The sequence below is a fragment of the Pontibacter beigongshangensis genome (assembly GCF_014332515.1).
GTDB lineage: Bacteria > Bacteroidota > Bacteroidia > Cytophagales > Hymenobacteraceae > Pontibacter > Pontibacter beigongshangensis.
Genome location: NZ_VFSD01000012.1, coordinates 1 through 25,721 on the forward strand (window position 1 = coordinate 1; position 25,721 = coordinate 25,721).

Consider the following 25,721-nt stretch of genomic DNA (forward strand, 5'->3'; position numbering starts at 1 on the left):
TTAAGGTTTCTGCTTTTTCTGCCGGTCCATCTCCTGCACCTCCGCAAAGGGCACCACGTTGGCGTGTTTGGCCCAGGCATCGTAAAGCTTGGCCAATTCTTTTACCTTTTCGGGGTGCTTGCTGCTCAGGTCGTTTAGCTCAGAGCGGTCGGTGGCGAGGTTGTACAGCGCCCATTTGTTTTCAGGAAAAACCGACACGATTTTCCAGTCGCCCTGCCGCACGGCACGGTTGCCCTCATGCTCAAAAAACAGCTCTTTGTGGCCGGCCCATTTCTGCCCTTTGAGCAGCGGCACCAGGCTTTTGCCTTCCATGGGTTTAATGCTGTTGCCGTTGTAGTTTGTTGGGTATTTGGCGCCTGCTAGTTCGAGGCTGGTCGTCATCAGGTCAATCACGTGCGCTGGCTGGTGGTTCACGTTCCCGCCTTTCATCATGCCCGGGTAGTAGGCAATAAACGGCGTGGCAATGCCGCCTTCGTGCTCCCAGCGCTTAAACTTTCGGAAAGGCGTGTTACTTACATTTGCTCCCTCAAACTCGTAAGCTGTAAAAGAAGTAGGGTCGCTGGCCGGCTTTTTATTTGCTTCCTGAATTTCTTGTGTAAAACTAGGGCCACCAATATTTTCATAACTGCCCCCGTTATCAGAAAGGAACATGATGATCGTATTTTTGTCTGCTCCCATTTCTTTCAGCTTGGCTCGCAGCTTGCCTATGTTCTGGTCCATGCGGTCTACCATGGCGGCGTACACGGCCATCTTTTCATCCCATTTCAACTTTTCCTCTTCGGTGAGCGAGTCCCAGGCGGGCACTTCCTCGTCGCGGGGCGAGAGCTGCTCTTTTTTGCTGATAACGCCGAGGGCCTGCATGCGCTTAAAGCGCTCTTCGCGCAGCTTGTCCCAGCCCTTCAGGTACTTGCCTTTGTATTTGGCAATATCCTCCTGCATGGCGTGTAGCGGCCAGTGCGGCGCTGTGTAGGCCAGGTACAGGAAAAATGGTTTGTCTTTGGCTTTGTTCTCCTCTATAAACTGAATCGCGAAATCGGTGTAGGCATCAGTGGCGTAAAAACCTTCTCCCGGTGTGTATTCCTTGTTGTCCAGGGCGTACGTCAGCTTCTGGTTCGGGCGGTAGGGGCGGTTGCCAAAATAGCTGTTCGCGCCATCGAGCAGGCCAAAATAGCGGTCGAAGCCGCGTTTTACCGGCCATTGCTCCGGCCGGGCGTTCAGGTGCCACTTGCCCGTCATCAAGGTGGTGTAGCCATTGTCCTGCAACACCTCAGCTATGGTTACGCACTGATCACTCAGCATGCCACGGTACGAGGGGTGCTCGCGCTCATTCACCATATGCCCCACGCCCGCCTGGTGCGGGTAAAGACCGGTAAGCAGCGAGGCCCGGGTAGGGCAGCAACGGGAGGTATTGTAGAAATTCGTCATCTTGAGCCCGCCTTCGGCCATGGCATCGAGGTTGGGCGTGCTGATCTCAGAGCCAAAACTGCCAAGGTCCGAAAACCCCATGTCGTCGGCCAGGATAATGATAATGTTCGGCTTCTTGCTGACAGGCGTCTGGCTGAGCAGCAGTCCGGTAGCGAAGATCAGCGACAGGTTGAAGAGACGTTTTCTGAGCATAATTCGGCATTTTGGTTCAAGCCGGTAAGATAGGTTTCTTTCCAGTAAATTTCATCCTGTCCTGTCCTGTTCATTGTAGATGCCGAAATGTAGCTAGGAGATTAAAGCAGGTGTAGCAAACCCTCAGAGCAGCAGCACAGACCAGATTATTCCAATGAAAAAGGCCCTCCGGAGGCTCTGCCACTCCTGCTGCTGCAGAGCATCAGGTAATGGCTTAATTACCCTGCACATCCTTTACCCGACACTACAGGATAATTCAGCCATGGCAGCTCATTAACTTAGGTGAATTTAACTTTGAAAGTTCCGCTCAAATAGCTTTACCATAAACCCTTCGAGTGACAATGCTTCAGCAACTCCACCTAGACCCAAAACCCAGCGCAGCCTCTTCTTGCCTGCGCATCATCTGGTTTTACCTGATGGTTATTACGACGGCGGCGCAGGCACAAACAGCTGCCCTACCCCCTGCTCCTGCCATCGATTTTTCGCATGCGGGCTATGGAGGTGGAGGGATGGCCATATCCACTGTGCCTACCGTGCTCACCGTGCGGCCCTCCGGTGCCGACGATACCCGCCTGCTGCAAGCCGCCCTGGATCATGTAGCCAGTCTGCCGGCAGGAGCAAACGGGTTTCGCGGGGCTGTGGAGCTGGCACCCGGCCGGTTTCAGGTGCAGGGGCAACTGCGCCTGCCGATGAGTGGCCTTGTGCTCAGAGGCAGCGGCAGCAAAGCGACCACCCTGGTGGCCACCGGCCAGAGCCGACGCACCCTGATAGAAGCAGGAAACCCCCATGTATCCGCAACAGGCAACCCGGTTCAGGTAACGGATAAGCTGGTGCCGGCGGGCAGTAGTCAACTTGCCGTGGCAAGTACCACAAGCTTTAAAGTTGGCGACAAGGTCACCGTTACCCGCCCCAGCACCAAAGAGTGGATCTCAGCGCTTGGCATGGACACGCTAAAAGGTACTTTTGCCGACCTGCGTTACCACTGGGCTCCGGGCTCCCGAAACCTGGTGTGGGAACGCACCATCACCGCCATTCACCAGAATCAGCTCACCTTTGATGCGCCTATTACCACGGCGCTGGAGCAGCGCTATGGCGGCGGCACTGTTGCCGTTGTAACAGCGCACCTGCCCCTGCAGCAGATCGGCATCGAGAACCTGCTCATCGAAAGTGAATTTGACAAAGCCAACCCAAAAGACGAAGAGCACGCCTGGTATGGCATTGCCCTGGAAAACGTGGAAGATGCCTGGGTGCGAAATGTAACGGGGCGCCATCTGGTAAGTGCTGTCGTGCGGGTGGGGCCACGGGCCAGACGGGTAACGGTGGAGAACTGCCGAAGCGAGCAGCCGGTGTCGGAGGTGGGTGGTTACCGCAGGCAGAGCTTCCTGGTGGAGGGGCAGCAGGTGCTGGTCCAAAACTGTGCCGCCGACGCCGGCCTGAACGACTTTGCCATCGGGTTTACCGCCGCCGGCCCGAACGTGTTCCGTAACTGCACCGCCACCAACACCCTCGGCGCCAGCGGCTCCTACGAAAGCTGGGCCTCGGGTGTGCTCTACGAAAACATAAAAATAGAGGGTGCAGCCCTGCGCCTCACCTACGACACCGAACGCGCCCAGGCAGGCGGCTGGACAGCAGCCAATAGCGTTATCTGGAACTGCTCCGCCACGCACATAGAAGCCAAAGGACCAGCCGGCGCGCCCAACCTGATCGTGCATGCGCCAGGTTCACTTTACCAGCAACAGCTCTTACGCAGAACAGGTCGGCAAACAGCCCCAAACCATAAACCTGCCGCCTCGGAAGCAGCGCCAGAAAGCAGTTCTGTACAAGAATTCACGGTACAGGATATTCCGGCCATACCACCTGTTCCTGCTGCAGAAAAAGCACCGCTTCGCCTTGTTAACGGCCGCTTTGTGATCCGAGACAAAACCTTGTGGGGCGGTGCCGTGAACGATGCCTGGTGGCTGGGGCAAACCCCGCCGGCCAACGCCCTCGATGCCGGCATCAGCATTTCGCGCTTTGTGCCCGGCAGAACTGGCCCCGGCCTCACGGAAGATCTGCCAGCACTGGCCGCCAGGGTGGTGGCCCAGGGCACGCCCTTCTATCAGAGTGGCCCCGCCATCTGGTACGACCGCCGGCGCGACGACCACTCCATAACCGAACGCCCAGACGCGAATGTGTGGGCGGCTTTTTACGAGCTGCCCTGGGCCCGCAGCGGCACTGGCCGCGCCTGGGACGGGCTCAGCCGCTACGATCTTACCACCTACAACCCCTGGTACTTCGACCGCGCCCGTACGTTTGCAGCCCTGGCCGACCAGCATGGATTTGTGCTCTACCACCACCTCTACAACACCCACAACCTGCTCGAAACAGCCTCCCACTGGATCGACTACCCCTGGCGGCCGGAGAACAACATAAACGAAACCGGCCTGCAGGTGCCTCCGCTGGAGCCCAAAAACCGCATCCATGTGGCCAACCAGTTTTATGATGCCGACAATCCGCAGCTGCGCGAGCTGCACCGCCAGTACATACTGCATGTGCTGGATCAGCTGGGCGAATTCGATAACGTTATTTTTGGTTTGAGTTTCCAGTACTCCGGGCCGGCTTCGTTTCAGAAGTTCTTTCAGCAGACGGTGGCGGAGTGGGAAAAGGAAAACAACCGGCAGGTGCGCCTGGTGCTGGACACGAGCAAAGACGTAACCGATACCATTCTCACCGATCCGGAGCTGGCCAGGCAGGTGGCCGTAATCGACATGCGCTACTGGCACTACCTGCCCGACGGCAGCCTCTGGGCACCCGAAGGCGGCCGTAACCTGGCCTTCCGCGAGATGCACCCCAAGGAGTTCGGCGATCCTACCTCACCCGAAATGGCCTATAAGCAGGTGCGGGAGTACCGGGCGCAGTACCCTGACAAAGCCATCGTGGCCTGGCATGCAGGTGCAGGCGCCGCACCGACGCTCATGGCCGGAGGTGCCCAGGTGCTCATGCGCAACCCTACCGCCGGCCACGGCCAGGGCCGCTCTGTAGACCGGACGCCGTTAAACGCATTTGTGCAGGAGCACCTGGCGAAAAAGCTGATGCACATGCACCCACAGGATGGCTTCCTCCTGAACCAGTCGCAGAACTGGGTGCTGGCTGATAACAAACAACAGACGGTGCTCCTTTACTCGCTCACCGGCACAGAAATTAAATTAGTGCAGAAACTCAAAGGAAAGAACTACACTGGCACCTGGTTTAACCCCGAAACGGGTAAGACTGTAGTAGCGCAGTTGCCAAAGTCACTGAAAAAGGGAACCGCTCTGTCAAAACCGGACGAGAAGAACTGGCTCCTGCTGCTACAGAGGTAACCTAATTATTTGAATGATTTTGGCCCTCGCGGCTTTACGCTACTGCTTAAAACTCCCTAAAATTCACAAAAAAACAGCCTACAGGTTTAAAGGAATTTTATATTTGTTAAACCAACCCTCTGGAGGCCTAACTTAATGAGTGTTAATAAGTAGTTGAGCATACCCTCGTCATGACAACATCTATACCTGCATTGTTAATAGCGGCTACTGGCTTTGTGCTGACTTTTATATTTCTGGTTGTCTTTCTGAGAAAGAAAAAGCTGGCAAGGCTGCTACATGCCACCCTAACAATTCTGGCAACCACTTTTTTGTTTTACATACTGAATTGGGAAGAACTGACGCAAAGAGACTTTAACAGAGCAAAAAAGAAAGTGGTGCTCACTGCTTCGAGAGAGAAGCTGATTGGAGGCGTTTTTCTGGCGCTTTACGAGGATGGCACTTATGAATTGGGGAATTTACGAAGAGTAGTAACAGCGGGAGTCTTTTGCGTAAAAGCAGATTCACTGTTCCTCATTACCACAGACACTACTCACCTGCCAGGAGCCAGTAGTAAAACATCTTTTATCATAAATAAAGAAGAGCTTGTAGAAATTCAGAACACTGGCATTGAACGGTTGGAGGTTCATGAAAACCGGCTAAAGTAAGAAGATGTGCCACCTGAAAACACCCTGCGCACAGGCAGCATGCCTGTAAAATAAATGCTCTTTTTTTGTCGGGCCTTACAACCATTAGCCGTTAGTAAGGGTCATGTGGGTAGACCAAGAAAAAGTGTACATCCTATATCCAGCGCATATGAAAAATAAAGCTTTACTCCTACCGCAACAGCTCCTTGCCTTGTTGCTGTTTTTGCCGGCCCTGTTGCTGAGCTCCTGCACCGACGAGGTGGAAACCACCATCACTTACACGGTTCAGGAGCCGGTATACATGTTGCGGGCGGACTTGCAGCAGGCCGTAAAAGTAAACACGCCCCGCGGCCTTGAGACACCCGGCAAAATTTATGCAAAGGGGAATTACCTGTTCATCAATGAGGTGGATAAAGGCATTCACATCATTAACAATGCCAACCCTGCTTCGCCCCAGTTCGTCAGTTTTATCGACATTCCCGGTAACATCGACATGGCGGTGAAAGGTAATATCCTCTACGCCGACAGCTACATAGATCTGGTGGCGCTGGACATCAGCAACCCGCTCGACGTAAAGCTGGTGAAACGGGTAGAGAATATTTTCCCCAGCTACGGTATGCTGGTAAACGACACGGCCAGAATTTTTATAGCCCGGTTTGAGGAAAAAACCATTACCGAGACGGTACAGAGCTACAACAGCCGGGTAATTAGAAACCCGTGGATGTTTATGGCGATGGATGGAAGTACCCGCTCCCCGCAGAGCTTTGCCGCTGCGCCAGGTGGTTCAGGTGCAGGCAAAGGAGGCTCCATGGCCCGGTTTACGATAGCCGGCAACCACCTCTACACCGTCAGCCTCTCCGATTTGCAGGTGTTTGATGTGAGCAATGCCGCTGAACCGCAGTCCGGTCAGAAGATCAGGCTTGGCTGGGGCATCGAAACCATTTTCCCGTACAACGACAAGCTTTTTATCGGCTCTACCACGGGCATGCACATTTACGACAACAGCAACCCTACTTCGCCGCAGCACCTCTCTACCTACGCCCACGTAAGAAGCTGCGACCCGGTGGTGGTGGAAGGCGATTTGGCCTGGGTTACCCTGCGCTCGGGTAATGCCTGTGCCGGCTTTACGAACCAGCTCGATGTGATTGATGTGAGCAACGCCCGGAGTCCGAAGCTTCTCAAAACATACCCCATGCAGAACCCGCACGGCCTGGGTATAGACCGATCTACCCTCTTCCTCTGCGAAGGGCAGTTTGGCCTGAAGGTATTTGACGTGAAGAACCACCTGAAGGTAAATGAAAACCTGCTGGCCCATTTCAAAGAGCACGACGCCTACGATGTTATTCCCTTAGGCACCAGTCTGCTGATGATTGGCAAAGACGGCCTCTACCAGTACGACTACAGCAACCCGAGCCAGATAAAGCTGCTCAGCAAAATCCCTATCGCCAGCAAAACCATTTAAATGAAACATATTGCAGCCTTTTTTCTCCTGCTCTTACTCATCACCCGTATTGCTTCTTCAGCACAGGCCCAGTCGGGCGCTGCCGCTGAAGCATTCGCCCCCTCTCCTGCCGCCACAGGCTATGTGGGTTCCGTAGAGCTAGGCTTCCTGTATGGCAAATTCAAAAATCCATTTAACAACCCGCCTACCTACATGGCATCGCCCACGGTGCAGTTGTTTAACGGCTACCGCGCGCACCGGCTGTTTGCCATAGGTGCCACCACAGGGCTCGATTTTTATGAGAACCTACTGGTAACACCACTCACGCTGGGCATCAGGGGCGACATTTTGAATACGCGGGTGAGTCCGTTTTACAGCCTGGATGCGGGCTATGGCGCCACTTTTTTAAGCAGCAAACGTGCCGGTGAGCGACCCGATGGAGGCTGGCTGCTGAACCCCGCCCTGGGGCTCCGGGTGCGCACTGGCAACCAGACCGCTTACCTCTTTAGCCTGGGTTATAAACAGCAGCGCGTCGACACAGAATCTATGACGGGCTGGGGAGTGCAGGTAAACGAACGCATTACCTACAAGCGCCTTTCGCTGCGGATGGGCTTTATGTTTTAGCAACAGTCTGATCTTAAATTATTCTAATGAATCTGGCCTTCCGGAGCATGCTGCTGCTTTGTATCAGGAGAAATGCCTGAATAACATAAGCTCTTTTAACTTGGGGGGAAGCATCTTGCTTACATAGTAACCATGAAGAAAGGAAGCTTGCTGTTTTACAGTTGTGGTATCGGGCTATGGTAAAAGTCGGTCCCAGCTCCGGAAGAGTAAAGAAATAGCCATTTGCCTTAGCCGAAGTATCTGTTACAGTGTTGCTGGATTGCGAGAAAAGCAACAAATATTGAAATATATAGGATACATTTGTGAATCCTATTCTATTTATATATCTGTATCAAAAGCCAAAGCAACCAAGATCTGCCTGAGCCCAAGCTTAGACAACCAGCAAACATGAAAATACTTTTTATTATAGCCGCACTCACCTTCTACTTCAACACCACTGCATCTGCCAAAAAAGCAATCGTAAAAGCTAATATTGTAATGGGAGAGCGGTTTGTGACTGCGAACTCTTCTTCTGCCGAGATAGAACAAGTCTTGAAAAAAGTACTTACTGAGAAGAACTATGAGGTGGTGGAAAAGATACACGCTGCGGAAGAGCTTTTTTATTTCGACTTGTTTGTGTTCCAGTACCCAGCTGAATATCCGACGGTAACGCTTACCGTCAGAACAAAAGATGGGATTCATTACATCGACAAAGAATTCATGAAGTTATTCGGGAGTAGAGCAGCTGCAAATATAAAACTGGCAGAGAATGTGGCGCGACGTGTTCCGGACGAAATAGATACTTATCTTTTTTATGAGCCCTCCATTTTTGATATCCTCAGCAATAGCAGGGTGAGTTCAACCGGAGCCCTTGCAGGTGCAGTAATGAATAGTTACCAGGCAAATTACGCTTCAGTGATCACATGGCCCAATAGCGAACCACCTGTTTTTCTGATACCGAATGGTTTTGAGGCATATTTATCTCTTTGCTCTAACTTTCAGGGTATAAGGAGTGTAATCAGAGGCCAACAAATCGGAGTACTTCTAAAGATCAATCAAAAGGCCAGGTTTGATATACTGAGGATTGACTCTCCTGTTAAACTTAATGAAAAACAAGAGGCACGAATTAAGCAGATTATCGATGCATTTCCCCTTTGGGTTGTGGATGCGGAAGTCAGCCAAGTTGAGCTAAAGCTCGCAGTAATGTAGGCGGGCCAGTAAAAGTACTATAATTAGTTTTTAAATCAACCCTAAGTTTTCCGACCTTCAAATAATTCCAATGAAAACGCCCTTCCAGAGGTATTTTTCTATTTTCAGTCCTGGGCCCGTTACCTTTTAACTCAAATCTACCGTTGCCCCTGGTTGGGTTTCAGCTCGTCGGGGCTGTCCTTGGTGTAGGCGCTCCACTGCTCACGGGATGGGGTCTGGAAAAGATCGCGTACCAGGGCTATGTCAAGTGCATCTTTAGGTTGGAACTGCTCCGAGGCCATGTACTGCAGCAGGCTGTGGTAGAGTTGCCGCGCTACAGGCCGGTCCTTCATATCACCACCCAGATCGGTGCTCGATACCATCAGTTTCCCCTGGCCCACCTGCGCCTCGAAAATCAAGCCAAGCTTGCGGTTCATAAACCAGGTGTCGATGGGCTGCACCAGCGGCCGGAAATCTTTCGGGAAGTCCTCCAGGTGCATTACCTGCGCCCTGTTCACGATTTCCCACCACTGCAGATCCGTAAAATCATCGGTGGGGAAGTGCGCGAAGGCCGGATGTGTCGGGTTGATGAGAGAGCCTGTGGTGTGCGGAGGCCGCATTTTAAACCAGGACGTGTTCCAGAAAACCGGCGTATGGTACATTTCCACTTCTTTGCCTTTCACCACCTTTCCGGCCGCATTCAGAAACACCTTGCCGCCCTTCTGCAGCACCTGTTCCGCCTGCTTGTCCAACACAGTGGTGTAATACACATCCGCTTTCACTTCAGGTAAGGTAGCCGGATATACCCAGAAATTCCAGTCGTTGACGAAATCGGTGTTCAGCACCCGCACCTCCAGGTTCAGCTGACTGGCTTCATTTATGCTGGCCAGGGCGAAGGTAATTTTCCCGGCATGGGTGTTAGTGCCTCTGGCATAAGTTTGAGCAGGCAAACTGCCGCTGCCGACCGTTTTGCCTTTTTCGTCTTTCACTGTCCATTGCAGCACCGCGTCCTGCAGGTCGGCTTCTCCGAAGTGGTAGAGCTCTATGGCTGCTTCCATGGTTTCGTTGCTGGAGTAAACGAACTTCGGCATGCGGCTGAGTGGCACAGTGGCGTTGCAGAAGCGGCTAAATGCCTCAGGAGAGATATAGCCTTTGCTGTCCCAGAAGGCATCCACGACCCCTACCAGGGCGGTTCCCTGGCCCGGAAAATCCTGCAGGCCGAGCAGCTGAAACCCTCCCAGCCCTGGTGTGCGCAGCGACTTCTCGATCTCGTGCTTGTAACAGAGCGCCTGCAGCTTCCCCGACGACATCAGAAAAGCCTCCGCCTGGTCGCCCATGCCGCGGTCCTCCAGGTCTTCCTGGAAAGCCTCAAAATTCCGGGCCTTGTATACACCGGTATATTTTTGTATTTCCTTGAAGTTCGGAAAAGCGCACCACTGGCCCATCTCGTGCGTTACGTAAGGCACCTTGAAATCCTGTATTTTGGGCAGGTAATCTGTCAGGGTTTCCGGCCTGCTGTTGGGCCAGTCCAGCCCCCGCGGACCAGACTTCACCATAAATTCATTTTCGGGCACCAGTGGCCAGCTCATGGCTACAGAGGCACCCGTGTAGATGCGGCGATTGTCTTTCTCCTGCCAGTACTTTATAAACTGCGCCAGGTACTGCGCCTGCTTTCCGCCACGTGGCTCGTTGCCTGCCGCCAGCATGGTAAAGGAAGCATAGTTGCCAAAGTGGCGGGCAATGCGGTTGGTCTCCTCGTAAACGTACTGGTCTATGGGTTTGCCATCTCCGAGAGAAGTGCTGTGATTGGGCCATGTGGGGCCTTCGGGCTGCAGGTAAAAACCCGTTTTATCGGCTGCAATAAAAGCGGCCTCCGGAGGCGACCACGAATGGAACCGTATGTGATTCAGGCCGTGCGCTTTGGCAACCTTGAAAATACGTTCCCAGGCCGCTACATCCATGGCCGGATAGCCCGTGAGCGGGAATTCGCAGTTATGGAGCGTGCCTCTCAGGAAAACCGGCTTGCCATTCACCAAAATGCGCGTACCCTGTGTGCTGATTTCGCGCATGCCGAACTGCACCTGCCGTTCATCATCCAGGTCACCCTTGCCATCGAAGGAAACGGTGAGGCGGTAGAGGGCCGGATTAAATTCATCCCAGGTCTGCATGTTGTCGCCCATGGGCAGCTCCAGATCCAGTGTGGTGTCGCCGTTTGGCAGCTGCACCTTTGTCGGCTTTGGATTTACCTCGTGGCTCCTGTCGGAATTAAAGCTCCTGGCCACCAGCGCCAACTTACCAGCCACCTGCTTACCGGTGCTGTTCCGGAGCGTGAGCTTTACGTGGGCTGTTTTGCTTTTCAGATCAGGATACACCTGCACCTCCTCCACGTAAACCTTTGCGCCAGCAGACAATTGCATGTTGCCCACCACGCCGTTCCAGTTGCCTTGGGTATGGTCTGCCACGCTATGGGAGTTAGTGCCCACATTAACCGCTGGCGTAAGCGTGTTGTCGATGCGGAGGGTGAGGGTGTGTTTGCCGGGAGTGAGGTGGCTGGTAAGATCGTAGGTATGCGGGGCAACCAGGGAATTCTGCTGGCCCACCTCCACCTCGTTTACCCAAAGCCGGGATGCAATGTGCACCCGCTCCAGTTCCAGCACCACCCGCCTGCCCTTCCAGTTTGCTGGTATGGTTACATCTTTGCGGTACCAGGCGGGGCCAACGTAATGCTTGGCGGGTGTAAGCCAGAAGGGCACTTTAATATTACCGGGCTGCCGGAATTTGGCCATGCGCGGGTTATAGAACCAGGAGCTGTCGTAGATGCTGGCCGTCCACCTGGTGCTGAGGCTAATGTCGTCGCCTTTCAGGTTTTCGGCCATGCTGCCGGGCAGCTTTATCTTATCATGGAGGGTGCGTGCAAACCACTTCTCTTTCATACCCTGGTCTGCAGGATCTGCCTCGAACTGCCACTCGCCTGCCAGGGAGATCGTACCACCTTCTTTCTGTGTAAAACTGCTGAAAAGAAGCAGGCTGGAAACCAAGAACAGGAGGAGATGCTTTTGGCAACAAAAAAATCGAAAGAGAAAGATATGCATAGCTGACATAGTGAAGGAGCCGGAAAGCGTTAAGCGTTGGATATACTGTAGCAATACACTTAACTTAAAACCCTTGACCAGGGAAATATATACCTTACAATGTCAACTTTTATCCTGCCCTACCCTGCTTTGTTCAAAAATCTCTCTAAGCCATCATTTATTAGCCGAACAATCGTATAACAGATGTGCCGACATGGCTAATGGAACCGGCAGCAACAGCCTCTGAAAGCTCCGGAGGCCTGAATTGATTAGAATAATTCAGGGCGCATGGTGACTAAGCAGCTCCTGAATCTCCTGACTAGAAGGTTGTTGAAGTGTATCCGTCTTCGCTGCTGCTTTTTTACATGGCAAATTTTTTCGTGTAGCCTCGTTACCAGGCTTCCAAGGGTATAGCCCCCTCATGACAAAGACTTTCCACCGCAGGAATAATACAATTTATAGCCTGTATTCTTAAAATGAAAACCTTTACGAGTTTTTAAATTTTTGGTTTCAATAATCGCTATTTTTTATTAAATCCATACATACCACCGGCATCTGCACCAGATTATTCAGACAAACATAGTAAAACTCTGAACATGTGGCAGGTCACAGCAGGATGGCATTATAATTAAAATCTATTTTGTTTGCTCATCCTGCCAATTTGCAAAAGCCATTATTCTGGCAGATAAAGTTCTAAAAAGAAGTTTAAGCAATCAGGCAGCAGGCCGCTGTTCCTTAAGGTACAAGCAAGGCATTGGCTGAGAAAACAGAGAACATACAGCATTTAACCGGCTTTCGGATACAATTAATTTATGTTTAACTAAATCTATAACCATGAGGAACAGGGTCTACTATACCCGGCACTTATTCTGGGCTATACCACTTATCGGACTAAGCTCTCACTTAGTTCAGGCTGAAAGCGTTGCGCTTAGCAGCAAGGCTTCTCCTACAACCGAGACAGCCCATTTTATGGCCGGACTCTCCGGAACAAACACTAGTTCGGGGAGCATCGACATACTCCACAATGCCTCCTCTTTACAAACCAGCACTGTAAGCGGGAGAGTTACAGGCGACAATAATGAAGGCCTGCCTGGTGTGAGCATTCAGATAAAAGGCACTACCCAGGGGACAGTTACAGACATGGATGGCAATTTCTCGCTGGAAGTTCCCGGTGGCAATGCCAGACTGATTGTTTCTTATGTGGGGTATCTTCCGCAGGAGATAGCGGTAAACAACCGCAGCACCGTGAACATAACACTTCGGACCGATACAAAATCGTTGGATGAAGTAGTGGTGGTAGGATATGGCACCCAGAAAAGAGGCGACGTAACCGCTGCCGTTGCCACTCTGGATGCCAAAGCCATAGAGGAAAGACCCCTTGCCAGGGTTGACCAGGCACTGGTAGGGCAGATGGCCGGGGTACGGGTGCAGCAGACAAGCGGCGTGCCGGGCAGGGGCTTCAGCATTCAGGTAAGAGGGTCCGGCTCTATCTCAGCCGGCGACCAACCTTTGTACGTGATCGATGGCTTCCCACTTGATGTGGCCTCTCAAAGCGCGTCCGGAGGCTTTGGGCAGGGTAACCCGCTGGACAATATCAACCCGAACGATATCGAATCTATACAGGTGCTGAAAGACGCCTCCGCTGCTGCCATCTACGGATCCAGGGGTGCGAACGGCGTGGTGATCATCACTACCAAATCGGGCCGGTCCGGCAAGCCCAGGATTACGTTCAACACGTATGCCGGCTGGAACGAAGCAGTCAAAAAACTCGACGTGCTGAGTGGTGAGGAATGGATAGACCGGGCCATTGAGATGGTGAACTACAACTGGGTAAACTCCGGGCCGGGTCGAACAGCCGACCAAACTACGGCGGAAAGAACAGCCATCCTCGGCCGTTTCAGCAATACCTTAATGCCCGATGAGCGTTGGCTGCAGCCTGGCTACCCGGGCTTAAGAATTGTAGACTGGCAGGACGAGATTTTCAGGAAAGGACTGGTGCAGAACTACCAGGTAACTGCCTCCGGGGGTACTGACGCCGTGCAGTATTTTGTTTCGGGCGATTACCTGAACCAGGAAGGTATTGCCATTGGGGTAGGCTACGAGCGCTATTCTGCAAGAGCCAACGTGGAAGTGAATGCCAACAACAGACTGAAGTTCGGCCTGAACCTGAACCCATCCTACTCTATTGCTAACGACCCGGGTGTGGAAGGAAAAGACCAACAAATGCACATTGCCGTAGGTTTTAACCCTGTGGTAGAAGACACAGTGGGCCTGGATGTAAACACAGGGAACTACCTGCCTTACCAGTGGGGCGTTTCCAGAAGCAGCCCGGTACGCGTAATCGAGAACTCTATCGGCGAGACCAAGATCTTCAGAACCCTGATTACCCTGTATGGCGAGTACAGCATCCTGGATGACCTCCGGTTCAGAAGCACCGTGAACCTGGACCACTCCGACGTAACCCGCAAAACCTTTACACCCTCCTTTGTGAGCGGTCAGCGTGGCAACAGACTTGCATCCGGTGGCTTCGACGGCTATCGCAGGCAAACATTTGTAAACGAAAACACCTTGTCTTACGACAGGGAGATCAACGACAAGCATCAGGTGTCTGCTGTACTGGGTGCATCCTACAACTTAGGCAGCTTTAACAACTTCCAGATCAGAAGCGCCGGCGGGTTCCGCTCCGACGACATTACAACGGTGAACGGGGCCAACAACATAAATGTGAATAACACCTTTGCCTCGGAGAGCCAGCACACCCTGTTGTCTTACTTTGGCAGGGTGCAATACAACTTTTCTGACCGGTACCTGTTCAGCGCCACCATTCGCCGCGATGGCTCCTCCCGGTTTGGGTCTGCCACCAAATGGGGCACCTTCCCTTCTGCCTCTATAGGCTGGAGAATCTCAGAAGAGAATTTCATGGAAAACGTAGGCATGGTAAACGATCTGAAACTGAGAGCGAGCTGGGGTGTATCGGGCAACAACGCCATCGGAAACTACGACCACATTTCCTTGCTTACTCCTGCCAGCTATAGTTTTGGCGGAACAGCTCCAGGTCTGGCAGTTGGGCAGGCGCCTGCAAACTTCCCTAACCCGAACATAGGCTGGGAAGAATCCAGAACGGTTAACATTGGCCTGGATGTGGGCCTGCTGGAAAACCGCATTTTCACTTCCTTCGATTACTACACCCGCACCAACTCCAACCTGCTGCTAAGGATTCCGGTGCCTACCGCCACTGGGTTCAGCACCGCACTTACCAACATCGGTGAGGTGTACAATACAGGCTGGGAACTGGAGCTTACCACACGCAACTTAACCGGCCCGTTCGGATGGACCACCAATGCCAACCTGAGCTTCAACAAGAACGAGGTGAGGCAACTGGGGCCGAACAATACACCTATCCAATCAGGAGGATGGGGAACACCTCACCGCTTACTGGAAATAGGGCAGCCGCTCTGGAGCATTTATGTGGTGCAGCAGGATGGCATCCTGACGCAGGCTGACCTCGACAACGGAGTAGCTCGCTATGGAAACCAGACAGTTGGCGACCCCAGGTATGTGGACGCCAATAAGGATGGCGTGATAAACGACGACGACCGGGTAATTGTGGGCAAACCAAACCCCGATTATGTGTGGGGGCTTACCAACACCTTTACCTACAAGGGCTTTGATTTGAGAGTACTGGTACAGGGTCAGACTGGCGGGCAGCTTTACTCCCTTTTTGGCCGTGCCATGGACAGACCCGGTCAGGGATTAGTGGAAAATACTTTGGGTCTGCACCGCGATCGCTGGCGATCTCCTGAAAACCCTGGTGCCGGAGAGCGCGGCAAAGCCAACTCAAGCTTCGGTTTCCTGAAAAGCGATGCCTGGCTGTACTCTTCCGACTACTGGAGGGTACGAAACATTACCCTGGGGTATGACTTAGGCAAGTTGATAACGAACAACCTGATTCAGGGAGCACGCATTTATGTAAGCGCAGAGAACTGGTTTGGTGGCGACAAGTACGAAGGCGGCTTTAACCCGGAAGCAGTGAATAATGCAGACAGCGGCTCTATTGTAGGCGACGACTACGGTGCCTTCCCGCTGTCTAAGGCAATGACCATGGGCCTAAATATTACATTCTAATTGAACGCAACATGAACATCATGAACAAGTATTCTTTAATTATATACTCTTTCCTGGCGCTTGGCTTACTCTCGTGCGAGGACAAGCTGGAGCAGGCGCCGATTTCGGATGCCAGCGCGGCAAATTTCTTCAGGAACGCGACAGATTTTGAGCAGGCCGTAAACGGTGTATACGGGCAGCTGCGTCCGGTGCCAGAGCGGTACTACGACCTATCTGAAACCAGATCGGACAATGTTTATGGCTCCTCCTCCACAGGTGTAAGGCCCTGGGACCCTATAAACGATTTCGTGAACACCATAGAGAACAACGAGCTGGTAGCAGAAGCCTGGAACAACAACTTTAACGGCATCATGCGCGCCAACACCGTGCTAGACAGGCTCAACGCAACTGCAGTACCAGAAGAAGCCCTCAGAAGCCGATTCGAGGGTGAGGCAAGGTTTCTGCGGGCATTCTATTATTTCGACCTGGTAAGGTGGTTCGGGAAGGTTCCGTTGTACGACAGGGTCGTGACACCAACAGAAGCCCTGGAAATACCGCGCAGTTCTGTGCAGGAAGTATACAACCTGATTCTGGCAGACCTGAACAGAGCTATAGAGCTTCTACCTCCCACTTATAACGCCGAGAACAAAGGTCGGGCTACTTCCTGGGCTGCCAAGGCGCTGCTGGCCCGGGTGCACCTTACCCGTTCCGGACCTTCTTACGGCATAGAAGGACCGGGCTTAGGGGCCAACGAATATTCGGAGGCGCTTACTTTGCTCAACGATGTGATAAACAATGGCCCATTTACCTGGGTGAACAACTATGCCAGCATCTTCTCCTACAACAACGAGAACAACCCCGATATTGTGTTTGATGTGCAGTTCCAGAGCGGGCAGATTGGGGTTGGCACCACACTGCCAGGCTACATGGGTACACCCCCGTACTTCAATTCCTTATCAGGTAACATTGCATTACCGCAGTCTTCTGTCGAAATGCGTGAAATTGCTGACGACCTGCTTAACGATTACGCGGAGAACGATGTCCGCAAAGCGGCAACCATTCAACAGGGATTCACTGACCCCAACGGGTTTGTCGAGACCAGGGCGTTTTACAGGAAGTTTCTAGATGAAACCGCCACCATCCTCGACCGGTTCGACTGGCCGATCAACTTCCCCCTTATCCGCTACACCGATGTGCTGATGATGAAGGCTGAGGCCATCCTGCAGGGCGCTTCGGGCGGAACACAGCAGGAGGTAGATGAGATCGTGAACATGGTGCGGGCCAGAGCAGGCTTAGGTCCTGTTGCCAATGTTACCCTGGACATGCTCCTGAAAGAAAGGCGGCTTGAATTTGCCGGAGAAGGACTCCGCTGGCACGACCTGGTGCGAACAGGCACGGTAATAGACAAAATGAATGCCTGGTTACCCACAGAGGACGAACTAAACCGGATGCCTGAATCTATTGGCGTTAATTCGATCATTTACCCTATTCCGTTTACACAGCTCACCGTAAAAGAGGGGCTTTACCAGCAAAACCCCGGCTATTGATAGCCCGATTTAAAGCGAGAGAGGCTGTTCTGAGAATTCGGGCAGCCTCTCTTTCATTTCCTCCTTCACGAAACCCCGGTCCTGCCACTCCTTTTTCTTTAAATGTATAACTGATGTTACGCACCTTAACCAAGAGATTCCTTTCAGTCAATTATTTGAATAAAAAAGGCCCTCGGGAGGCTCCTGGTGCCGCTACAGCAGGGCTTTTTGCAAACTGGTGCGTAGCAGCCGTGTATAAGCTAAACCACAGGACAGAACAGGATAGATTATCTTATAAAATTACGAATGTTTGTTCAGGAGTTAAAAGGCATTTTGCTCGGTCAGGAGCAGCAACATCGCTTTCAGAAATGAACAAATTAAACAGGTACTTTTACTTGCTATTGATTACTGCAACTATGGCGTCCCTCTGGTCCTGCAGCGCTTCTAACCAGGTGCTACGCAAGCCGGTGCCGGATAAGCTGGTCGTACTGACGTTCGACGATGCCTCTGCCTCGCACGCCAGTTACGTGGCCCCGCTCCTGAAAAAACACGGCTTTGGCGGCACCTTTTTCGTGTGCGAGTTCCCGCCCGATTTTGAGGACAAGACTAAGTACATGAGCTGGGAGCAGATACAGCAGCTGCACCAGATGGGCTTCGAGATTGCCAACCACACCCGCAGCCATACCCATGTAACTAAAATGAACAAAGAACGGCAGGCGGAAGAACTACAATACATCGAAGCCAAGTGCGCGGAACTGGGCATTCCAAAACCTGCCACGTTTGCCTACCCCGGCTACAGCACCCACCCGAGCGCCCTGGAAACGCTGCAGGAAAGAGGCTACCTGTTTGCCCGCGCCGGCGGCAGCCGCCCCTACAACCCCGAAACCGACCACCCGTACCTCATCCCCAGCTACAGCACCACCGGCAGCACCCCCACCGACAGGCAGCGTGTGCTGAGCGCGCTGCAAGAAGCAAAAGGCGGCAAGGTTGTGGTCCTGACCATACATGGGGTGCCGGATGTAGCTCACGATTGGGTAACCACGCCTCCGGAGCTATTTGAGGAATACCTGCAGTACCTGAAAGACAATAACTACAAAGTAGTGGCGCTCCGCGACCTGAAGCGCTACATAAATGTGGAACCGGCGCGTGGGCAGGTAGTGCCGGACTATAAGCACCTGAAGAACACCCCCTGACCTGCATGTATAAAAACAGCTTTTAACAGCCTCCCCACCATGAAAAACAGTTTAGCAACTATCGCAGCCACCATGCTCTTTTGCATCAGCCTGCCAGCCACCGCCCAGCAAAAGCTGGAGACAGGCGCACAAAAACCCATGCCCCAGCAATGGATCGACAAAGACACCGGCCATAAGGTAGCCCGACTCTCCAGCGCCTCCGGCAGCAACTCCAGTTTCTATTTCCATAACAACCCTTTTGTGAAGCAGCTCAAAAACGAAGGCGACAAAATGGTGTTTTACAACACCGATGCCTCCGGCACCAGGCAACTCTACACGGTTAACCTGAAAACGCTGAAAAATGAACAGCTCACTACCAGCAAGTCTAAAAAAGTAGGCGAGATTCTGGCGCCAAAACGCAGAGAGGTTATCTACCAGACCAACGACAGCGTATTCGCGACCCACATCGACACCAGGAAAACCCGCCTGGTATATGTGTTCCCAAAAGGCATGAGAACCGGCGTCACCACGCTTAATGCAGATGAAACACTGCTGGCCGGAAGCTTTGCCGGCCCCGAGAAAGATGAGATCTACCGGCAATACCCTGAAAAAAGCGATTACTTTAACCGGATCTTCGAAGCCAAAATTCCGCACACATTGTTTACCGTAAATGTGGAGACTGGCGAGATGAAGGAAATTCATTCTGAAAATACCTGGCTCGGCCACATCCAGTTCTCCCCCACCGACCCTAACCTGCTCATGTTCTGCCACGAAGGCCCCTGGCACAAAGTAGACCGCATCTGGACCTACAACATGAAGACCGGCGAAGTAAAAAACATGCACAAGCGCTCCGTAGAAGGCGAAATAGCCGGCCATGAGTTCTTCAGCCGCGACGGCAAAACCATCTGGTTCGATCAGCAGGTACCGCGTGGCGTAAAGTTCTACCTGACCGGGGCCGACGTAGCCACCGGCAAAGAGAAGCAATACGAGATGGATCGGAATGAATGGTCTATCCACTTTAACATCTCCCCGGATCAGCAACTGTTTGCCGGTGATGGCGGAGACCCCGGCCAGGTGGCCAAGGCACCAGACGGCATGTGGATCTACCTGTTCCGCCCGGAAGGCGAAAGGCTGAAATCTGAAAAACTGGTGAACATGAAACACCACTACTACAAACACGAGCCTAACGTACACTTCTCCCCTGATGGCAAATGGGTTATCTTCCGGGCTAATTTCGAGGGCTACAGCCAGGTGTATGCCGTGGAGATAGCGAAAAGCAAATAATATATTTTTATAGCCGACCTCTCAGCTTCCTGGAATTCTCCATGGCAGAGAAAGCGAACCAAACTCCCCGTCTTAGTCAGGGAGGCGTTAGGGGCGGTTGTTTTTTTAGTCCGATTTCCGATAAGTTATGACGCTGCCTATAACCTAAGTACATTCAGGTAAAATATGTCGTATGTGAGCGGGGGCAGAAGTGCCTCCGAAGGGCTGTTTTGATTAGAATAATTTCTACCTGCGGACTTCATTCTCCTCTAAAAATGACTCGGCAGAATTTACCTGCGTGTACCTGGCAAACCTTACTCCGTGTGTAAAAAGCACTCTCTCCCAGGTATTTATGTCGACGGCTGGAGCAAAGCGGTAACGGGTGGTGTACCGTGACAGAATTTATCGAAATTCAACATTTGGTTTATTCTATCTATGAAAAAATCAAATGTCCTGAATCCTGTGGCAGATGGCCATAAAAGTTCGATTTCCTGGGAATTAAGTTGCCGTCTATCTACCATGACAGCAAGTTTTAATCTTGCGACCCTCGTTGAAAGACAACTTATGCAAGACGCAAACCTGCCTTAAGCAACGCCACAGGTTACGCTGACGCCAAACGTGCGGCATACTCTTTATAAACCTTTTCCGCTTACTAAAGTAGCCTCAAAACAGGGGTTACTTCCCTCATTATTCTTCCCCGAAAACACCATTCTCAACCCACTCCTAAAAATTCAGCTAAAAATTTTGCCGGATACCGCAGGACAGTTAAGTTTGGCAGGCATGCTAGCTTTAAGCAACTATTCCTGCTTCTTTCCGGAGGCGGGCGAGCCTGTTAAAACAATAAAACAAGCCTAATTCCTATCAACTCATGTCGGTAAAAAAACTGCTTTTCCTTTGTTTACTTCTCCTTTGCGCCACTACGGCATTCTCCAAAGATTCGCCGCAACGGCAGGTCCAGTACCTCTCCGGAACCGATAACAAGAACACCGTTACCTGGGACTTTTTCTGCACCGGGGGCCGTAACAGCGGCGTCTGGAGCACGATCCAGGTGCCGTCGCATTGGGAGCAGCAAGGCTTTGGCTCCTACAACTACGGCCGCGACTACGTGACGTATGGCAAAAACTTCCGCTTCGCCGACGAAAAAGGCATGTACAAACACACCTTCCAGGTTCCCAAAAACTGGAAGAACAAGGAGATTTATATTGTGTTTGAAGGCTCCATGACCGATACCGAAGTGAAGATAAACGGCAAGCTGGCCGGCCCGATTCACCAGGGCTCCTTCTACCGCTTCAAGTACAACATCAGCGACAAACTGGAGATCGGCAAAGACAACCTGCTGGAAGTGACGGTGAGCAAAATGTCGGCCGACCACTCGGTGAACAATGCCGAACGCCTGGCCGATTACTGGATCTTCGGCGGTATTTTCAGGCCGGTATACCTGGAGGCGCAGCCAAAGCAACACATCGACTGGACCGCCATCGATGCCAAAGCCGACGGCTCCTTCTCGATGAATGTGTACCTCAAAAACCCGCAGGCAAAGCACGAGGTACTGGCCGAGATCCTGGACGCTAACGGCAAGGTAATAGCCACCACCCGCCAAGGGTTCGCACCAACCGACACGCTCGTGAACCTGAAAACGCAGGTGGCCAACCCGCTGCTGTGGACCTCCGAAACACCGAACCTCTACCGCGTGCGCACTTCCATTGTGTCAGGCAGAAAAACGATTTCGCAGACAACAGACAAGTTCGGTTTCCGCACCATCGAGATCAGGCAGGCAGACGGCATTTATGTGAACGGCACCAAGATTAAGATGAAAGGCATTAACCGGCACGTGTGGTGGCCGGAAACAGGCCGCTCGGTGAGCCGCGAAATAGACCTGATGGACGTGAAGCTGATGAAGGAAATGAACATGAACGCCGTGCGCTGCGCCCACTACCCGCCCGACAAAGCGTTCCTGGAAATATGCGACTCGCTGGGCCTGTATGTGCTCGACGAACTGGCCGGCTGGCAGAACGCCTACAACACCAAAGTAGGCACCCAACTAGTGAAAGAGATGGTGATGCGCGACGCCAACCATCCGTCCATCATCCTATGGAGCAACGGCAATGAAGGCGGCCATAACAAAGAACTGGTAGACGACTATGCCATCTACGACCACTCCAACCGCCCTGTTATTCATGCGCACCACCGCCCGGGCAATGAGCTCAACGGCATCGACTGCAACCACTACGAAGACTACTACAGCACCAAAAACCTGCTCGAAGGCCCGAACATTTACATGCCGACTGAGTTTCTGCACTCGCAGGACGATGGCGGCGGCGGCACCTCGCTCCACGATTTCTGGGAACTGCACTGGAACAGCAAGCTCGGAGCCGGCGGCTTTTTGTGGGCGCTGGTAGACGAGGGCATTGTACGCACCGACCTGAATGGCTACATAGACGTGAACAAAGTAAATGCGCCGGATGGTGTGGTTGGCCCCTACCGCCAGAAAGAAGGCAGCTTCTGGGCCATCAGAGAAGTGTTTTCGCCGGTGAAAATAAACCTGAAAGAGCTACCAGTAAATTTTAACGGAGAGATTGCCGTAGAGAACCGCTTTCATTTCACCAACCTGAACCAGTGCACCTTTCAGTGGGAGCTGGCCGAGTATCGCAAGCCCGGCGACAGGTTTACCGGCTACATCACCAAAAAGAAAGGCACCGGGGCCGGGCCAGCCATTGCACCCGTAGCTAAAGGCAACCTGAAACTCAACCTCCCCGCCGACTGGAAAAACTATGACCTTCTCCTGCTCTCAGCTTACGACCCGGCAAAACAACTGATCTACACCTGGAGCTGGAACGTGAGGTCGAACGAGGCCATGCTGGCGGACATTGTGGACCTGAGCGATAAGAACGCTGTAACAGCAACCGAAACCGACTCGACCATTATCCTGACCGGCGGCGAGATCGGGATATCCTTCAACAAGAAAACGGGCCAGATCGCTCAGCTGACCAACACCAAGAGCATGGGCCTGCTATTCGGGAACGGGCCTGTGATGGTGGCGGGCAAGGCGGCCATGGCTAACATGAAGCACTACAAAGACGGCGACGGCCATGTGGTGGAAGTAAACTACGCCGGAGACCTGAAGTACACCCGCTGGAAAATGCACGGCAGTGGCTGGCTGAGCCTCGACTACGAGTACAGTCTGAACGGCGAGTACCCGTTTACCGGCATCAGCTTTACGTACCCCGACAATTTTGTGATCAGCGCCAAGTGGCTGGGCAAAGGCCCTTACCGTGTCTGGAAAAACAGGCTGCAGGGCGTAACGCATAGCGTATGGGAGAACTACTACAACGACACCCACACCGGCAGCGCTCCCTGGAACTACCCCGAGTTTAAAGGCTACTTTGCCGAAGTTACCTGGATGGAGTTTAACACCGTGCAGGGCAAGTTCCTGGTGGCTTCCAAAGAAAAAGACTTGTTTGTGCGCCGCCTCGATTTCCACGGTCTTTCCGGTGTGAAACCACATCCTGAGCTACCGGTTGGCAACATTTCCTTCCTCGACAATATCCCGGCGCTGGGAACTAAGCTGGCTCTCAACATCAGCCCCAATACCCGCAATCTGGGCCCCACAGGCGAGCCCAACAAAGTAAGCGGCCCCATTAAAAGGACACTGTACTTCTACTTCGGCCTGCCAAAAACCGACGATGCTGCTCCGGAGCAGTTCAGCCGGCCTGTTAAAGACGAACTGTTTTAAATATCGAACTTCCTTACCCTTTAGCAGCGGCTGCCCCACACAGGCAGCCGCTGCTGTTTTTGTGTCCTTCTGAGAATTCGGGTGTAGGCCAGTTTCAATCCAAAACTCATCAGGAAGGCCATTTTCATTCAAATAATTTGATTGTCTGTTGTTGATTGCTGATTGTTAAATGGTTTAATGGCTACATAGTTAATCAGGAGATTTGAAGATGAACCGGAGAACACAAATCAGCTACTAGCTCTTTATAAGTCTATAATCTATTATCTAGCGCCTAACATCTAAAACCTCTCCGGAAGGCTCTTTTCATTCAAATAATTCGGCTGCTCCCCCATACAACCTTTGCCAGTGCACACCGGACAGTGCAGGATAGACAACAGCATAACAATCGTTAGTATTAAACTTCCAAAAGATCTAACAGAAACAAGCTGTTCCAATTATTCCCGAACCCATCATTGCCGAAAAAAAGAAGAATGAAACCGAGCATAAACAAACCATCCGGCTACAAAACGGTAGCCAAGCACCTAAAAACCACGCTGCTTACAATGGCTTTGGCTGCAGGCGCCTTTCAGGTGGCCTCCGCGCAAACCAAAACCACCGACACCAACACGCCGCTGCACGCCATGCAGCCAGACTATGTAACGCCCTATGGCCAGACCACGGTAGAAGACATTGCCAAAGTGCTGCAGCGGGTACATGGCTATCTGGACGCCACCACCCCTGCCCGCATGCTCGACAAGAACGGCAAAGCCATTACCGACCTCAAAAAACTGAACAAGGAATCGACGCTGGAGCAGGGCGATTTCCGGCTTACCAGCTACGAATGGGGCGTAACCTACGCTGGCATGCTCCTGGCCGGCGAAGCCACCGGCGACAAACGCTACACCAACTACACCACCGAGCGTCTCAATTTCCTGGCCGATGCCGCCCCGTTTTACCGCAACGAGCTCAAGAAAAATCCTGACGCAAAAGTACCGCTCCGCCAGATGCTGGCCCCGCACGCCCTCGACGATGCCGGAGCCATGGCGGCTGCCATGATAAAAGCCACCCGAAGCGGTGCCACCAAAACCAACCTGCGCCCGATTATCGACAACTACCTCGATTACATCAGCAACAAAGAGTTCAGGCTACCCGACGGAAGCCTGGCCCGAAACCGGCCACTACCCAACACCATCTGGCTCGACGACCTGTTTATGAGCGTGCCGGCCCTGGCGCAAATGGGCAAGCTGACCAACGACAACCGCTACTATGACGACGCTGTGAAGCAGGTGCTGCTATACTCTGAGCGCATGTTCAACAAAGAAAAAGAACTTTATATGCACGGCTGGGTGCAGGGCATGGAGCCGCACCCGCAGTTCCATTGGGCGCGTGCCAATGGCTGGGCCGTGATGACCATGGTGGAGCTGCTCGAAGTGCTGCCAAAAGAGCATGCCGGTTACCAGAAGGTGCTGAACCAACTGAAAGCGCACATCAAAGGAATTGCCGCCTACCAATCGGGCGAAGGATTCTGGCACCAGCTCCTCGACCGCAACGACTCCTACCTCGAAACATCGGCCACCGCCATTTTTGCCTACTCCATAGCCCGCGCCATTAACCGCGGCTGGGTAGATAAGCAAGCTTATGGCCCCATGGTATTACTGGCCTGGAACGCTGTTGCCACCAAGGTGAACGACAAAGGGCAGGTAGAAGGCACTTGTGTAGGCACAGGCATGGCCTTCGATCCGGCTTTTTACTACTATCGCCCCATCAATGTGTATGCTGCGCACGGCTACGGCCCCGTGCTGCTTGCCGGAGCCGAAATGTTAAATTTTCTGAAAGGCAATAAGTTCGAGATAAACGACAGCTCTGTGCAGTTTTCGTCGGCAGCCAGGTAAGGTATTTTGAAGAATGTTGACTGCCCTCACGGATCAACCATCAATAAAAGCTCCGGAGGGGCAATTTGATTAGCATAATTCGGTCCGCGGGCCTTGCAGGGTGCCCGGCTCCTGCCAGGCCTGAGGTGCTCTTCCTTCGCGATAAGGAAGTATTTCGGCCTTGTAACT

Annotated in this window: 13 protein-coding genes; 11 read left to right on the top strand and 2 right to left on the bottom strand. The window is 52.7% G+C overall.

Features of this window, described 5'->3' with window-relative positions; all coding sequences use genetic code 11:
- Entirely contained in the window at nucleotides 1–1,617 is a 1,617-nt protein-coding gene (locus FJM74_RS11020; RefSeq protein WP_187262660.1) for an arylsulfatase, read from the bottom strand.
- A gap of 341 nt (nucleotides 1,618–1,958) precedes the next feature.
- On the opposite strand from FJM74_RS11020, the gene FJM74_RS11025 reads away from it, so the two are divergent.
- The 5 genes from FJM74_RS11025 to FJM74_RS11045 all read left to right on the top strand — a co-directional run bounded on the left by FJM74_RS11025 (nucleotide 1,959) and on the right by FJM74_RS11045 (nucleotide 8,834).
- A complete protein-coding gene (locus FJM74_RS11025; RefSeq protein ID WP_187262661.1) occupies nucleotides 1,959–4,958 on the top strand; it encodes a DUF6298 domain-containing protein in 3,000 nt (999 codons plus the stop codon).
- Between the two features lie 170 nt (nucleotides 4,959–5,128).
- On the top strand, nucleotides 5,129–5,602 hold the full coding sequence (locus FJM74_RS11030; RefSeq protein ID WP_187262662.1) for a hypothetical protein: 474 nt from the start codon (nucleotides 5,129–5,131) through the stop codon (nucleotides 5,600–5,602).
- Nucleotides 5,603–5,750: 148 nt separating this feature from the next.
- A complete protein-coding gene (locus FJM74_RS11035) occupies nucleotides 5,751–7,043 on the top strand; it encodes an LVIVD repeat-containing protein (RefSeq protein WP_187262663.1) in 1,293 nt (430 codons plus the stop codon).
- Nucleotides 7,044–7,646, top strand: a complete 603-nt coding sequence (locus FJM74_RS11040; RefSeq protein ID WP_187262664.1) for a hypothetical protein — start codon at nucleotides 7,044–7,046, stop codon at nucleotides 7,644–7,646.
- Nucleotides 7,647–8,033: 387 nt separating this feature from the next.
- The gene (locus FJM74_RS11045; RefSeq protein WP_187262665.1) at nucleotides 8,034–8,834 is read left to right on the top strand and encodes a hypothetical protein; all 801 of its coding nucleotides are present in this window, start codon (nucleotides 8,034–8,036) and stop codon (nucleotides 8,832–8,834) included.
- Between the two features lie 137 nt (nucleotides 8,835–8,971).
- Here FJM74_RS11045 and FJM74_RS11050 read toward each other — a convergent pair whose 3' ends face one another.
- Nucleotides 8,972–11,851 carry an exo-beta-1,4-galactosidase gene (locus FJM74_RS11050; protein ID WP_206684030.1) on the bottom strand — a complete coding sequence of 960 codons (2,880 nt, stop codon included), beginning with the start codon at nucleotides 11,849–11,851 and terminating at the stop codon, nucleotides 8,972–8,974.
- Nucleotides 11,852–12,718: 867 nt separating this feature from the next.
- Here FJM74_RS11050 and FJM74_RS11055 point away from each other — a divergent pair.
- From FJM74_RS11055 to FJM74_RS11080, 6 genes are all read left to right on the top strand, one after another.
- Nucleotides 12,719–16,009 carry a SusC/RagA family TonB-linked outer membrane protein gene (locus tag FJM74_RS11055; RefSeq protein WP_206684031.1) on the top strand — a complete coding sequence of 1,097 codons (3,291 nt, stop codon included), beginning with the start codon at nucleotides 12,719–12,721 and terminating at the stop codon, nucleotides 16,007–16,009.
- A gap of 20 nt (nucleotides 16,010–16,029) precedes the next feature.
- A complete protein-coding gene (locus FJM74_RS11060) occupies nucleotides 16,030–17,535 on the top strand; it encodes a RagB/SusD family nutrient uptake outer membrane protein (protein WP_187262667.1) in 1,506 nt (501 codons plus the stop codon).
- Between the two features lie 395 nt (nucleotides 17,536–17,930).
- Nucleotides 17,931–18,707, top strand: a complete 777-nt coding sequence (locus FJM74_RS11065) for a polysaccharide deacetylase family protein (RefSeq protein ID WP_187262668.1) — start codon at nucleotides 17,931–17,933, stop codon at nucleotides 18,705–18,707.
- Between the two features lie 39 nt (nucleotides 18,708–18,746).
- On the top strand, nucleotides 18,747–19,970 hold the full coding sequence (locus tag FJM74_RS11070) for an oligogalacturonate lyase family protein (protein WP_187262669.1): 1,224 nt from the start codon (nucleotides 18,747–18,749) through the stop codon (nucleotides 19,968–19,970).
- Nucleotides 19,971–20,817: 847 nt separating this feature from the next.
- Nucleotides 20,818–23,682, top strand: coding sequence for a glycoside hydrolase family 2 protein (locus FJM74_RS11075; protein ID WP_187262670.1), 2,865 nt, complete (start codon nucleotides 20,818–20,820; stop codon nucleotides 23,680–23,682).
- A 542-nt stretch (nucleotides 23,683–24,224) separates the two neighbouring features.
- Nucleotides 24,225–25,553 carry a glycoside hydrolase family 88/105 protein gene (locus tag FJM74_RS11080; RefSeq protein ID WP_187262769.1) on the top strand — a complete coding sequence of 443 codons (1,329 nt, stop codon included), beginning with the start codon at nucleotides 24,225–24,227 and terminating at the stop codon, nucleotides 25,551–25,553.
- Nucleotides 25,554–25,721 lie beyond the last annotated feature (168 nt).